A 15,771-nucleotide genomic window follows, 5' to 3' on the forward strand; every position below is an offset into this window, starting at 1 on the left:
GTTACGGCCCATGCAGTAACGAATCAAATTTACCCATAAATAAAGCCGGATGCTACACTGTCTATTGAGCAACATCCGGCAACCAAACGGTATTATTTTCTCATCTGCCGTTATCAGAGATCAGCGCTTACGGAAAACTTAAATGTTTGCGGATCCCCCATAACCAGATCGCTCTGATAAACAGAGGCCCAATACCGTTGGTTTCCAACGTTATCGACTTCAAACCGTGCCGTAAGGGGCTTGTTATGGACCAAGAAGGTATAACGCGCCCCCAGATCAAACCGAGACCATGCAGGCAGATGGGCTGAATTGACGTTATTGAACTGCTGCTTGCCAGTACTAACAACACGGCCAACAAGCGTTAACCCTTTTACGAAGGGCACATCGTATTCCAGATTTCCGTTAATTGTATAGTTTGGAACACCAATAACGGTCTTGCCATTATATTCACCTCCGGCTGTATGTACCTGTTTGGCATCAATCAGCGTAAGGCCCCCGTTAAACCGCAACCCGCGCAGGATTTCTCCATTAAATGTCAGTTCCATACCCCGGTTTCTCTGCTTGCCGCTTTGGGTATAGATAGATTCACCCGTATCTCCGTAAGGTTCTGTCATACCATACGGCATGGATGTCTGGAAAAATGCGACACCGGCAGAAAAACGCCCCACGTCGTACTTGGCGCCAACCTCGTACTGCGTGCTCTGATACGGCGCAAAGGTTTGCCCTGCATTTACATAGGTAGAACCAACAGTGGTGCCCGCAGAAAGCCCCTGAATACGGTTGAAATACAACGCAACATTCTTAACCGGGTGCACTACAAGGCCGATAACAGGCGAAAAAGCTGAAGCGTTATAATGCGAAAGCAGACTTCCACTCCCGTAATTATAGGAATCTGATAGAATATCCTGATAACGGAAGCCACCTGTCAACGCGATACGGTCATGCCAGAATGTCATCGTATCAGACAAAAACAAGCTATAGAGTTTGTTCCATGAAACGCGCCCTGGGTTGCGCAAATTGCCTCCGGCAAACGTTTCATTCGGTGTAAACTGGGTTGGGTGATAAATATTCCCGGACTCCCCTACCAAACTCATAGCATAAGCTGCGTCTGATTCTTCCCAGATTGCAGAACCACCCGCATTGATTTCATGCTTGATAAAGCCTGTATTTACATGAGCACGCACCCCAGCCTGCGTTGCCTCGTTCATAACATTATAAGCATCCGCCATAGCCCCCACAGAGCCATCCCCTGTACGAGAATTGCTTAGTGTGGTTGTGGCGTAATTACCCATTTCGTTTCCACTTTGGGCACCAAACTTTGCGTAGGTGGTAATGTGCTCGCCAAAGTCATGTTCAATATTCAGCGTGCCAAACAGATAGGAGAGATCTGTGTAAGCCCAGCGCTGCCCCCAGTTTTTGGAGGGAGAGGTGGCCTTTGGTGTGGGCATATCTGTTGCAAGGCTGGAAACAATAATAGCGCTACGCCCACCAAAAACCTGCTGTTTCTGGTAGTTCATGTTCATATTGATGCGCGTATCATCATTATGCCAATCAAAGGAGCCGCCAAGGGCAATGTCATCATGCCGTTCTCCTTTGATAGGTGTTTCACCATCCATGCCGGCGGCATTGAAGCGAAAACCATAGGCACGATCTTTGCCAAACCGACGGCTTAAATCAAAAGCGCCACCGCCCTGCCCGCTACTTGTATAATCACCTGTAACGCGGGTGATATCGGTAGATGCCGCACGTTTGGGAATAAGATTTACATTCCCGCCAATGGCAGAACCACCCGGCGCCGCACCGTTCAAAAACGCACTAGCGCCATTGAGAACCTGTACTGAATCATAAAGCTGAGGGGAAACAAGCTGGCGCGGTGTAACGCCATACAAGCCATCAATCGCAATATCATCGCCATACAGGGTAAAACCACGTATCTGGAAAAGCTGGGCGTAATTGCCATACCCCATAGTTGTGCGAACCGTTGGGTCATTCAGCAAAACATCACCAAGCGTTTGAGACTGCTGGTTCAAGATAAGGCTGGAATTATAGCTTCGTATATTAAACGGAACATCTAAGCCCTTTTTATGCCCTAAAGCCCCCAGATCTCCTCCATTCGTCACATACATACGGTTGCTGCGCGATGCTTTAACAACCAGATCTTCCTGCTTGGCTGCAACCGTATCTGTTGTTTGCTTGTTTTGCCCCTGTATCGTTTTTTTCGTCTGGCCTGCTCTTGGCTGCTTTGTATCCGAAAGAGGAGCATGCACTGGCTTATGTGACGGCTTGATATCTTCTGCCTGCACATAACCAGGAAAAAAAACGCCTTCTGCAATGCCTGCAAGCAAGCTGGAAACACAAAGCGTATTCAAACAAAACACACGAAAACTCATGGCAAGGCTCACTGCATGGGAATGGCCAGCGCCTTATCTAGCAACTAAGAATAAATTGCAAGTACGTACTCCTATGAGTTTCCATTGGGTCCTCCGCAAGACACGCAACACCCCATAGAATCAGAAAGGGGTAGGACAATGCCTACCCCTTCGCCAAAGCAGATGGCTCTTATTGAGCCCCTAACAAGAATACCCTGAATTACGCAGCAGCCCGTGCAGTTACCCCCAAACGGTAACCTTCCCGCTGAAGCACCTTGATTGAATCCTCGGAATATTTCGCCACGAGAGAGGAAACATCACCCGGAGCACACCAGAACCCCAGAGTAACCTGAATATTTGCAGGCTTGGGCAAAAAGGAAACCGAAGCTGCCGGGTCTTTCAGAACCTGCGGATCCTGCTCTGTCAGCCCCAGCAATAGTGTCCGCGCTTTATCGAGATCATCATTATAATCAATCAGCAAACTGACCGAGCCCAAAAGCCGATCTGATTCCGAGCTGTTAATAACAATGTTGTTTGAGAGTGTTCCATTAGGAACGTAAATAATCTCGTGGTTTGCATCCAGCAGCACAGTGCGGAACATTTCGATTGATGTCACTGTGCCCGAGCTACCACCCGCAGTAATGGAATCCCCCACCTTGAAAGGACGGAAAAGCAGAATCAAAACACCGCCGGCAAAGTTCGCAAGGCTGCCTTGCAATGCCATACCTACAGCCAAGCCCGCTGCACCCAACACCGCAACAAACGATGTTGTAGCAATGCCAACCATAGAAGCTACGCTGATGAGCAAAAGAGCTTTTAGGAACAGGCCAACAACACTTAGCAAAAAACCACGCAGTGTTGGTTCTATGTGGCTGGCGGTCATCATCCGGCCCATTGCCCGCGTTACAGCGTTAACAACTTTCCAGCCCACAAAAAGAACAATCAATGCCAGAACAAACTGGCTTGCATACCCTAACAATACAGGCAACAGCCCGCTTAATTGCGACCAAATTGAATGAACCTGATTTTCCATAATCATCCCTAAATCATATTTCGCGTGCGCCACACGGCAGCATGCAACGCCCACACCTTCCTGACATGGTAAGATATCTCACTGCTATCCGTCATCATTATGGCCTGACTAAAATTTACACACATTGTTGTAAATTCATTAACCACGCATCATCACCACACTGGGAACGCCTGCCCCTGCGCCTATTTATGATGGGATAAATTTTGCATTTAAATATAACAGCTTTGCGCCAACCTATTAGGGCACATCTGCGGTTATAAGGCCGGGCCGAGCCATACAGGCTTCTTGGCAAACAGATAGATAGCCAAGTGCGTATGCTTCCATCACCTTGAAAACATACGCATCTGTTAGGCACCAAAATCACATAACTGTGATCTGTATTTTATCATCATGAATACAGGAAAGGTATTTCAAAACAATTATCATTACGGGTTCTGGCCTATGACACGCCACACAACATTGCCAACATCATCAGCAACCAGCAACGCTCCTGCACGATCAAGCGCAAGACCAACTGGCCGGCCATGCACATGTGATTCATCTGGTGTCAAAAAGCCCGTAAGCACATCAATAGGCATTCCTGCTGGCTGCCCATCGGCAAACGGCACATAGATCACCTTATAGCCACTTTTAGGCCTACGGTTCCAAGATCCATGTTGCGCCACAAACAATCCATGCCGCCATACGTCCGGGAGTTGCACTGCATCATGAGAAAACGCAATACCAATAGAAGCTGTATGCGCACCAACAGCATAATCAGGCACAACCGCTTGCGCTACAAGATCCGGACGTTGAGGTGAAACACGGCTATCAACATGCTGGCCGTAATAGCTGTAAGGCCAGCCATAAAAGGCGCCTTCCTTCACGGCGGTAATGTAATCGGGCACAAGATCACTCCCTATTTCATCCCGCTCATTCACCGCCACCCATAGGGCTCCGCTGTCTGGCTCAAAGGCCAAGCCATTTGGATTACGCAATCCGGTTGCATATGGAGTGAGCTTTCCTGTGGACAGGTCAAGCTTGTCTATCCGTGCCCGCCCCTCTTCAACCTCCATTCCATTATCAGCAACATTGCTGTTAGATCCGATGGTTACATACAAAAAGCTGCCATCTGGGCTTGCAAGCAAGTTTTTGGTCCAGTGATGGTTATATCCAGCCGGTAGGTCCACCACTTTGGTGCCGGGCGTATTAATCTGCGTATCACCATCGTGATAGGGAAAACGCAAAATCTCATTGGCATTAGCGACATACAGATCATTCCCTATAAGCGCCATTCCAAAGGGAGAATAAAGATGATCCAGAAACACCGTGCGCGTATCTGCGGCTCCGTTCCCTGATGTATCACGCAGCAGAATAATCCGGTTCGGGCTGGTATCGCCCGCACCGGCCTTGCCCATTACAAGCCCGGCAATACGATTTTTAACGCTTTTAACATCCGTTTTGGGGGAGTTGCTCTCGGCCACCAGAATGTCACCATTGGGTAACTTATAGAGCCACCGCGGGTGGTTCAGGTTCTTTGCATAAGCTGTAACAGCCAGCCCCTGCGCGGGCGATGGTGTTTGTTTACCCGACCACCCAATAGGCGTTGCAATATTAACTGTTGGGAACAAGGTATGGTTGGGTTTGGGAAGATCAGGACTAGGGCCAAACCCGGCCGCAATGGGCAACTCTGCTGCCTCTGGATGCAGCAAAAGTTTCCACCCAGCGGCACTCATAACCGCAAGGCTCAGCACTCCGACACCGGCCCAGTACACCCATGTTTTCATAACATTCTCTCGGTTCTATGTTACGACCAAGATCATGCACCCAACAAAAAAATCTTTGCCCTATTTTTTGGAAGAAAAACCAAGAATAAAGCAAGCGTAAGCACAACAGCATGATCGTCTGGTCAATGCGTAGTGCCTGTGTAACATCCGAACATCTCAGTGAGTTCCACAGCCTGCCAGCTATATTGTCTGCTTAACGTCATAATCGCGCCACCCGCATCTGCTGGGTGGCGCATTTTTACTTATGGAAACCAACGCCGTCCGTACCGGTAAGCAATCAGGTAAAGGCCCATATACACAACGGGAATAAAGAAAATAATCCGCTCAATATCACCCATCATGGTTAGATTTCCTCATCGGATGAAAGGTTGGATTGGGCATCCAGCATAATTGCCCCTGCCCCGGAAATCAGGATGATCATGACCGTACCAATCACCCACGCAAAATACCATGGCCCCTGATCCCCCACAAACACGGCAAACAGCAGAGAAACAACAAGAGCAACAGCCAGACCGGCCAGACGCAAAAGCTTTGTCATCACGACCTCACAATCAGTAGCTATGGGTATCATGAACGACATCAGCGGTATGAACCTTCCCGCGCATGACGTAATAACACCACGAAGTATAGGATAGGATAATCGGCACAAAAATGGCTGCAACGGCCAGCATGCAGCCTAAGCCGTATTCACTTGCCGTGCTGTTCCATACCGTCAGACTTTGATCTGGCGCGGTGGAAGACGGCATAAGAAATGGAAACATAGCGCAGCCGACTGTCATGATAGTACCGGCCCATGCGCCTAAACCTAACCACCACGCAACCACAGTACGGCCAGCCGCCAGCATTGCAGAACCTGCCAGCATGCAGCCCACCCCCATAAGTGGTAACAGCCATAAGGCAGGATGATGACGGAAATTATGCATCCACCCCCCGGCAACTATTGCCACAGATTGGCCATGTAGAGGGTTTGCTGGCATGGCCGGATTAACCGGAGCTGTCATGACAAATCCGGGCAGAAACTGCATCCATATGCCACCAGCCACAAACAGGATGGCCGCAAATATACCTCCGGCAATGGCATAATGCCGTGCACGTGCCCAAATGGGATTATCAGCCCGCAACATCAGCATGGCCCCGCCTTGATAAATACTTAGGCTGACAGACATAAAACCACATAAAATGGCAAAGGGGTTAAGCAGATAAGACAGGAAGGATTCATCCTGATAATACTGCCCCGTCCAGCCAAAATGGTATCCTACTCCTTCCAGAATATTCCCAAACGCTGCGCCATAGATAAACATTGGCACAAAGCCCGAAACAAGAAATACCCAGTCCCAGCTTGCGCGCCATAACTTGCTATCTGCCTTGGAACGATATTCAAACGCCACAGGCCGCAAAATCATGCTGAACAGCAGGGTAATCATAACCACATAAAAAACCGAGAATGATGTGCCGTAGAGTGTAGGGAAAGCGGCAAAAATTGCCCCTCCCCCTAAAATAAACCAGACTTGGTTACCATCCCAATGCGGACCAATAATGTTGAGTGCTGTACGGCGTTCGGCATCATTGCGCCCTACAAAGCGCAGCAACGTGCCTACCCCCATATCCATACCAACCATGGTGCCAAGGCCGATAAACAGCACACCCAGCATAACGGCCCAGACTATCTTCAATATCGCGTAAAGTTCCATATCACCGTTTCCTGTCAGGAGGCCGTAGGGTGCATGTCAAAGGCTGATGGTTTGGAAGCATGCAGTTGAGCATGTGGTTCCATGCTGTCGTGCTCTGGCCCCAGACGCGCGAACTTGAACATGAGGTAAAGTTCTGCGGCAATAAACACGCTATAAAGCAGCACAAAACCAATGAGCGAAAACACCATGTAAGACACGCCATGGCTTGAGGCGGAAAGGAAGGTGGGCAGCCACCCGAACACTGTCCACGGTTGACGGCCTGCTTCAGCAGTAATCCACCCGAATTCTGTTGCCAGAATTGGCAAAGGAATTGACCACATGCAGAGTTTTAGAAGTAGCTTGTTATGCTCTAGCCGACGTTTCAGGCTGACATAGGCTGAGATAGCAAACAACGCGAAAAACCATAGAGACAGAAACACCATAAACCGAAAAGACCAGAACGTAACAAATACGTTGGGAAGAATATCGGGCTGAGTTGCTTTCACCACAGCGTCAATCTGATCTTCGGGAATGTTCGTAACATCCTGATTGGGGGCATGGCGTGCAGCCAACAGGCCGTATCCCATGTCCTGCTCATGCTGTGTAAACAGAGTGAGATCTGCATCGCTGTGCGTAACACCGTAGCGGCGCAAGGCGCTCACAGCCTCAATACCCGCACGAATACGCGGTCCGGCTGCATCTTCCAGCTCATGCATACCGGTAATGGGTTGGTCAAACGTATGGGTAATCAGTGGAGTGAGCACAAGCGGCACACCAACTTCAAAATGGTTTTCCTGCTTGGTATCATCCGGCAAAGCCGCCAAAATCCACGGTTCGAACGGCGGTTTACTGGTGTGCCAAAGACCTTCAATTGCCGCAATTTTGGTGGGCTGTTTTTCATAATCCAACCGACCCAATACATCTCCTAGCGTGATAACAGCCACAGTGGAGATAATGCCAAATAGCGCTGCCATACGGAACGAACGTGCCGCAAATTGCCGATGCTGACCGCGTAGTAGGTAAAAAGCACTAATGCCCATAACAAACATTGCTGCCGAGACGTAACCCGCAACAGATGTATGTACAAACTTGGCCTGTGCATCTGGGTTGAAAACCAGATTTACAAAACTTTCAAACTGCATCCGCATGGTTTCAGGATCAAAATGCGCACCTTCGGGCATATTCATCCCGGCGTTGGCAATTAAAATCCATAAGGCTGATAAATTAGAGCCCAGAGCCACCAAATAAGTGATCGCCAGATGCGCCTGCTTGCTCAGCCTATCCCAACCAAAAAACATGAGACCTACAAATGTAGATTCCATAAAAAAGGCCATAAGACCTTCAATCGCCAAAGGTGTACCGAACATATCCCCAAAGAAATGGGAATACATGGACCAATTGGTGCCAAACTCAAATTCCATTGTGATGCCAGTTGCAACACCAATGGCAAAGTTTATTCCAAACAGTTTACCCCAAAACTGCGCCATATCTTTATAAATCTGCCGGCCGGTAACAACGTAAACTGTCTCCATAGCCGCCAGCATAAATGTAAGGCCGAGGGTAAGCGGCACAAACATAAAATGGTACAATGCCGTCAGCGCAAATTGAAAGCGCGACAGATCAACGACATTGGGATCAATAAATTCCACCGTCAGATCTCCTGATTACGGTAAAAGCAAATAAAGGTTGTAGGAGGATCAGGTCATCGTTGGATCATGGCGCTCTCCCGACCTCATAAAACCGGCCTTCTACAACGCGCACGATACGGTCCATCAATCCCGCCACTTTGCGGTTGTGGGTAATGCACATTATGGTTGCCTGCGGCGGCAATGCAGCAAGCAAGGCAGCCATAAGGTCCTGCTCCGTCTGTGCATCCAGCCCCTCCGTTGGCTCATCTAAAATGATCCATGCAGGCACGCGCAGCACAACCTGCGCTATGGCCAACCGCCGCGCCTGGCCGCCAGAAAGGCAAATACCTTCTTCACCAACCAAGGTATCAAGCCCTGCTGGCTCAGCCCGCACAAACTTTGCGAGCTGCGCAATCTGTAACGCCCGCCACATTTCATCTTCCGTGGCATTGGGGCGGGCGATCATCAGGTTACGCCGAATACTGCCCAGAAATAGGTGAAAGCCCTGCGCAACAACGCCAACATGTTGCGACATGGTATCTGCATCAACGTTTTTCAGATCAACGTTGCCAAAACTGGCTGTTCCTTCCTGATAATCATAAAAACGGAACAGCAGATTTATCAGCGTGCTTTTGCCTGCCCCTGATGGACCAACTAGAGCGACATGTTCCCCTTGCCGGATCAACAGATTTGCATGCCGCAGCGCCCAGCGCTTTGCTTCTGGGTAACGCATTCCCAAATTACAAAAGCACAGGTCCAATGGTTGAACTGGCGAGGCTGTTACAGCAGGCAGCGGCACGCATGGGGGCTGATCACATACAGCAAATACGCGCCGCGCTGCCACACGCACATGCCTCAGCAGTTGCCATGCGGCTGGCAAAGGCCCCACAACATCAAACGCTGCAAGCCCACCTAACGCCAGCATAGGCAAACATGCCGCGGAAAGAATGCCTGCATGATAAGCATGCGTAGCAAGAGCCAGCATTGCTACTGCGCTTAATGTGCCGATAAGAGTAATTAGGAAGCGGGCGCTCCCTTCCAGCAGCAAAACGTGTTGACGGCATACGCGAATATTGGCTTGTTGACGTGCAATATGCTTCTGCACGCTGCCTGCAGCGCCAAGAAACATAAATTCACCCATGCCCTGTAATATCTCCGTCAGATCCGCATGCATAATGTCTTGCTGAAGGCTGATCTGCGCGGTTGCTCGTGCTGAAAGTTTGGCCGCTATCAACGGGATTATGGTTCCGCACAACAAAAGGCTTGTCGCCAGCACCACGGCGGCTGCAACAGAAAAAAGGCCTGTTACCACCACATATGCAGTGCAACAGATGGCCGCCACAGCAAAAGGCAGTATGACTTCCAGATAAAACTGCCCCATCCGGTCTGTATCAGACACAAAGCGGAACAGCATATCCCCACTACGTTGCCGAGCCAGAACAGATGGAGCCTGGGGGGCAAGACTATCAAAACTCCATGCCCGCACACGCCCAATAAACCGCAGCGTGGCATCATGCGTCACCACACGCTCCAGGTACCGAGCAAGAATACGCGCAGTGGCAAAAAACCTGACGCCTACCGCGGGCAGAAAAATGTTGAAGGCATTTTGCGCAACAATCCCCCCAAGTCCGGCTACTGCCGCAGCCGCCAAAAGCCATCCAGACAGAAACAACAGCCCAAAATTAGCCAGAGATGCCAACACAGCCAGAGCAAGACCCATCAGCATTTCACGCCGGATCGGTCTCATAAGCACAGCAAGGCGTGAAAACGGCGTCATGCTGCGTGCTCCAACAGATGTGGACCACTAAAAACCTGCCCCTTATGTACCCTCAATATTTGCCGTGCGTGAGTGATGATGGCCCCACGATGAGCGATCACGATGACAATGCAATGGGCTGCAACACGCGCGATAGCAGTCGCCACACGTTGCTCACTTTCGGGATCAAGATGGGCTGTAGGTTCATCCAGAATGAGAATTTGTGGCTTCCGCAACAACACTCGCGCCAATGCCAGACGCTGCACCTGCCCGCCAGAAAGACATGCCCCACGCTCACCTATCAAAGTATCAAACCCTTGAGGCAAAGCTTCGATAAATGAGAGTGCATCGGCTTGCCGTGCTACATTGCGCAGGCTTTCAATATCTGCCTGTGGGTTTGCCAGGCGTAAGTTTTCCGCCACTGTGCCATGTACGAGACAAGGCCGTTGCGGCACCCAACCAATATTGGATTGCCAATACCTATGTGTTATGCCGCGAGCATCTTCCGCAACAACGCGCCCTGCAACGGGCGACAACAGGCCAAGCAGCAGGCGCACTAGCGTTGTTTTACCTGCGCCACTTTCGCCCGTTATCAGGCTGAGTGTGCCACGTGCAAATGTGCAGTTTATATTGGATAAAACTGGCCTGTCCGCTTCATATTCTGCTGACATATTCTCGCACTTTACAGATACAAGAGGCTCTGTAATGGGCTTATTTTCATGGCATGCCGCCACCGCTGGAAGCGCAAACAGTTTGCTAATACCAGCCATAGCTGCAGTTGCATTTTGCCGCGCATGATAACTGGCAGAAAAAGCCCGCAGAGGCATAAAATATTCTGGCGCAAGAAGCAGCACCAGAAAAGCAGACTGAAAATCTGCTTTTCCTTCTAACAAACGGGCACCAAACACAACAGCCACAAGAGCAATGGACAAGCTGGCAAAAAACTCCAATACCGCAGAGGTAAGGAATGCCACTTTCATGACAGACATAGTTGTGCAGCGATATTCATCCGCCATACCGGCCACCGCAGCAACAGCATCCCGCGCACGGCCAAATAACCGTAAGCTTGCCATCCCCTGCAATGCATCCAGAAAGGATGAACCCAGCAGAAGCAGTTGGGTCCATTGCCTGTCCATAATCGCCTGTGCCCGATACCCAACCAGCGCCATAAAAACGGGAATAAGCGGCCCAGTGCAGGCAAGAATGAGGAAGCTCCAGCCATCCAGATGCAAAACGGTTGCCAAGATCATAAATGGCAAGACGACCATCATGGCAGCACGTGGAATATACTGGGCAAAATAGGGTTCCAGCCCTTCTAGTCCGGCATCCAGCGCAGTAACTGTCGCCCCTGTTGCGTGGCCGGCCATACCCACTGGGCCAACATTAAACAAATGTTGTAACAGTTCACTCCGCAAATTAGAGATCAACCGCAAGCTACCTTGTGCGGCAACCATATCGGCACCCCATTGCAACAACGCACGAGCAATCAGAAAAAACACCAACCACTTTAAGGCTGGAACCTCGACTGCAAAAGAGTGATGCTGAAAAGCAAGACCGGCAACAATTTGCGCAAAAACAGTAAGTTGTAGCACCAATAATGCGGCAGCAACGCCACCAAGCAGCACAGATGCACCAAGCCAAAAGCTTATGCGCCGCGTAAAGCCCGCAAGAGTTTTGTTGCCCGAAGATTGCATCATCACTTTCACACTCATTGGCCCATACCCCCACCATCACAAAAAACTGGATGAGGATTTGGAATGCGCCACACCTCAATTCATAGTTAATGTAATTATGTATTTATTGATGTCAAGATGCCTTGGAAAAGGATATTTTCGAAAATATGATTTATAAAAATATAGAATATCTAAAAATTTTGAGAGCCTGCGCTCCTTAACTTACATATTTTTATTAACTATTTTCGCGCTGAATAAACATGAAGAAAGATTTTTGGTTGCGCAGTGTTATGCATAGATAAGGCATATGACCGAGGTACAGCCTACAGAACACATGATGCTAATCTGCTTCTAGAAGAACGCTTTTAAGGAACAACACGGCACACTCCTCCGCGCTGTTCGTCATGACCCAATGCGCAATAGCGCACATGAGAATACCCATGCGCGCTTTAAACTGGCCAATATTCTGATAATAATTAAATTACAAAATATGCAGCAGAGTTATCTACTCAGCTACTCTAACCGCTTATGATGAGAAATATACGTTAAGGTTGGTAATTATAAATTCTTGATTATAGAATACACCATTGGCGCATCAAATTATGATAAGTATTTGTAAGCGCTAAAACAGTATGATCTGTATCCCCTAACCTTTCGCGCAGAGATATAATCTGTGTATCCAGATCAAACATAATTTGCCGGCGGCTTTCTTCTGCTATCATTGATTGTGACCAAAAAAATGCAGCCAGCCTTGCACCGCGCGTAACTGGTGCGACACTATGCAATACCGTGGTGGGATATATAACCATATCACCAGCAGACAACTTGACCGATTGCTCGGCGCCGTTGGCATACATAATCAGTTCTCCACCATCATATTCTTCTGGCGCAGAAAAAAATAATGTTGAGGAAACATCTGTGCGAATACGCGTATGAATGCCGCCAGCAAAAACACCCCGGATAGCATTATCAACATGAGCACCAAAATTCATACCTCCTTCATATTTGTTAAATAAAGGAGGCGTTACTTTGTAAGGCAAAACCGCACTATTAAACGTGGCATTTCGCCCTAAAGCGCGCAAAACCACTTCACCCAGATCCAAACAGATTTCTGAATGACGCGGCAACTGTAGATTGTTCTTACTTTTTGCAGATTGCGCCCCGGCTGTTTCCCGCCCATCCGTCCATTCCGCCACCTCCAACTTCATCCGACAATAGGCAAGCTCATCAGCCGTCAGAACAGAAGGAATGCGCAGGAACATCGTCAAAAACTTTTCTAATAATCGATGAATATTCTATTTTTATATCAGAAACAGAAGGAGCACTTTTTATGCGCTCCTTCCGTTATTTCTGGCCGAAAGCCTATCAATAATCCGCAGCCAAATTGAACAAAAATGCCCGCCCAATAGATGGTGTAACACGGTTACTGAACAGATTTCCGTAATTCAGGCGATTAGCAAGATTGTAACCATTCATCGTAACTTTCCAATGCTGATCGAAACGATGGGAAACAACGGCATCAAACTCTACGTTTGCAGGAACACGCGCTGTATTGGCGTTATCAAGAAACACACCTTCCCGCCATGTCATCCCTCCGCCTACAAGAAAATTGTAAGGCTTAGATGGCGCAATCTCATATGTTGTCCAAACCGTTGCCTGGTTTCTGGGAACATACTGCACCTGTTTACCAACATCTGTGGCTGTGCCAGAAAGCGTTTTGCTATCATACCGTGCATAAGTGGCAATCACGTTCCAGTTTTTCATGATCATGCCAGAAACACTTAGCTCCACACCTTGGTTACGCTGCGTATCGCTGGTTGGCGTAACGGCACCAGAGCTTGGGTCTGTTTGAATGGAATTACCCTTTTCCAAACGGAAAACAGAGGCGGCAAAACCAATACGATCATGAAAAGCTGAATATTTAGCCCCGAGCTCATAAAGCCGGCTACGTTCTGGTTTGGAGCCTTGGTCCTTCAGGTTCAACGGCTCAGAACTGTTTGTAACATACAAGCCCAATGGCGTTGTTGATTCCGACCAGTTAAAGTAGATCATGCCGTGATCATTAGGCGTGTACATCAAGCTCACGTTAGGGTTAAATGTATCCTGCGTCTGCCCCATATGCACATCCGGTTTGGCGTAGCTTCCACCAGTCATGCTGTAATGCGTATCCCAGTGGTCCCACCGAAAACCTGCCCTGACAGAAAACCATGGAGCAAGCTGGGCCTGTTCTGAAAAGAAAGCCCCTACATCTGTTGCATCGCCTGTTTTCCATTTTTTCTGCCCGGCTGTAGCTGTATTGACCAACCCTCCGGGCATAGAGGATCCATTTACAACATTCAGCCCCGGCACGATTGGGGATGGATCCAGAAGATTTACGTATTGACGCGCAACAGCATTATTATAGGCAAAATTTTCGCGGCGATCATAGACATGCATGATATCTACGCCGCCAATCATTTCGTGCTTCACGCTACCTGTATCAAACTTGGCAACTGCAGAAAGCACATTTTGCACAGACCAATCATTTTGCTGATACGGGTTTGGCCCAAACACGCCACCAGTTCTGGAAAGCTTGGCCGCTGCCGCATTCCCACCAAAGAAATCGGTATTACAATTATAGGCAGCCCCATTCTGAAGCCTACCGCTGGCATTATAAGAGAGCTGACTGCTTGTGCAGCCTTCCTGCGAAGCAGAAAAATACCGGCTATAAAGTCCACCACGTGTATCATTATACACAGTAACGTAAGGAGAAGCTTCCCACTTCAAACGTCCTGTTAGCATATCCACACTGGAGTTATCCTGATCAAACGTGGTGCCATACCAATTGGTGCGTTTGACACCATATTCTGTGGCTGGTTTGCCATAAGCCGCTCCCGGCTTTTGCAGCACAGGCACACCGTAATCTGGAATACGGTTATCTGTTTGGTGGAAGTATTCCAGGGTATAAGAAAGCTTTTTTCCCATACCGAATGTAATGGATGGTGAAATACCCCATCTGTGAGAATAAACATAATCTCGCCCGACAGTATTGTTTTCATTCCCCATGCCGGTAATACGGATACCAATACTATCCGTAAGCATGCGGTTAAAATCCAATGTGCCGCGATAATATTGTCCGCTTCCGCCAGAAAACGAAGCGCGAATATGATTTTTTAATGTGGGTGTTTTAGTTGTAATATTAATAGCGCCGCCTGTGGTGCCATTACCAAATACCTGTGATGACGGACCTTTAATAACGGCCACATTTTCGTAATCAAAGCTATCACGCGTATAAACACCAAAATCGCGTAAGCCATTTTCATAAATATCATTCTGAGCGGCAAAGCCTCGGATCAGAAACTGATCTCCTGCCATTCCGCCTTCACCTTCCCCAACGGAAGCCGTAATACCCGGAACGTTTTTAAGAGCCTCATCCAAAGATTTCACATTCTGCTGCTGCATGAGAATTTGCGGCACCACGTTAATGGTTTGCGGGGTATGCAAAGCATCATGCGGCATTCGGCTAATACCCATGGGTGTCCGAAGTGTGTTCATGGGGGATGCAGTAACCACCCACTCCTCTGCCTCTGAGCCATCTTTCTGCTTGGCAGAATGCGGCCCTTTCTTACCTGATGTGGCAAGAGTTGCCTTGGATGAAGCATCTATGGCTTCCGGAGCCTTCTGATTTTTAAGAGACTGCCCTTCTGCTGCGGTAGACGCTGCGTATGCATCCCCCGTTAGCAATGAAAGTGTACCCCACCCCATAGCCAAGCCAAACATAAAAGAAGACGTAGGTATCTGCCGAGATGAAGATAAATCTGTCATGAGACTTTACAAAAAATATTAATGCGAATCAGTTGCATATAGTGCTTTACGCGAATGATTCGCAACTACAAG

At 48.7% G+C, this 15,771-nt stretch carries 10 protein-coding genes; all 10 read right to left on the reverse strand.

Going from position 1 to position 15,771, the window contains the following annotated elements; translation table 11 throughout:
• Nucleotides 1-113: 113 nt before the first annotated feature.
• Nucleotides 114-2,390: a TonB-dependent receptor gene (locus ACP7IZ_RS10225; protein WP_426849021.1), complete on the reverse strand. Its 2,277-nt coding sequence runs from the start codon at nt 2,388-2,390 to the stop codon at nt 114-116.
• Between the two features lie 199 nt (nt 2,391-2,589).
• Nucleotides 2,590-3,408 (reverse strand): mechanosensitive ion channel family protein, encoded by an 819-nt coding sequence (locus tag ACP7IZ_RS10230; protein ID WP_081461466.1) that lies wholly within the window; start codon nt 3,406-3,408, stop codon nt 2,590-2,592.
• Nucleotides 3,409-3,827: 419 nt separating this feature from the next.
• The gene (locus ACP7IZ_RS10235; RefSeq protein WP_426849022.1) at nt 3,828-5,168 is read right to left on the reverse strand and encodes a PQQ-dependent sugar dehydrogenase; all 1,341 of its coding nucleotides are present in this window, start codon (nt 5,166-5,168) and stop codon (nt 3,828-3,830) included.
• A gap of 343 nt (nt 5,169-5,511) precedes the next feature.
• Entirely contained in the window at nt 5,512-5,706 is a 195-nt protein-coding gene (locus tag ACP7IZ_RS10240) for a hypothetical protein (RefSeq protein ID WP_089179155.1), read from the reverse strand.
• A gap of 13 nt (nt 5,707-5,719) precedes the next feature.
• Nucleotides 5,720-6,859 carry a cytochrome d ubiquinol oxidase subunit II gene (gene cydB, locus ACP7IZ_RS10245; RefSeq protein WP_426849024.1) on the reverse strand — a complete coding sequence of 380 codons (1,140 nt, stop codon included), beginning with the start codon at nt 6,857-6,859 and terminating at the stop codon, nt 5,720-5,722.
• 14 nt (nt 6,860-6,873) lie between these two features.
• Nucleotides 6,874-8,487, reverse strand: a complete 1,614-nt coding sequence (locus ACP7IZ_RS10250; protein WP_426849025.1) for a cytochrome ubiquinol oxidase subunit I — start codon at nt 8,485-8,487, stop codon at nt 6,874-6,876.
• A 64-nt stretch (nt 8,488-8,551) separates the two neighbouring features.
• A complete protein-coding gene (gene cydC / locus ACP7IZ_RS10255; protein WP_426849027.1) occupies nt 8,552-10,243 on the reverse strand; it encodes a thiol reductant ABC exporter subunit CydC in 1,692 nt (563 codons plus the stop codon).
• Nucleotides 10,240-11,928, reverse strand: coding sequence for a thiol reductant ABC exporter subunit CydD (cydD, locus tag ACP7IZ_RS10260; protein ID WP_426849097.1), 1,689 nt, complete (start codon nt 11,926-11,928; stop codon nt 10,240-10,242). Before cydD ends, cydC begins: the two co-directional genes overlap by 4 nt.
• A gap of 539 nt (nt 11,929-12,467) precedes the next feature.
• A complete protein-coding gene (locus ACP7IZ_RS10265; protein ID WP_426849028.1) occupies nt 12,468-13,157 on the reverse strand; it encodes a Fe2+-dependent dioxygenase in 690 nt (229 codons plus the stop codon).
• Between the two features lie 103 nt (nt 13,158-13,260).
• Nucleotides 13,261-15,699, reverse strand: coding sequence for a TonB-dependent receptor (locus tag ACP7IZ_RS10270; protein WP_426849030.1), 2,439 nt, complete (start codon nt 15,697-15,699; stop codon nt 13,261-13,263).
• Between the last annotated feature and the right edge of the window lie 72 nt (nt 15,700-15,771).

Source organism: Acetobacter sp. AAB5 (assembly GCF_050106715.1).
GTDB classification, from domain to species: domain Bacteria; phylum Pseudomonadota; class Alphaproteobacteria; order Acetobacterales; family Acetobacteraceae; genus Acetobacter; species Acetobacter oryzifermentans.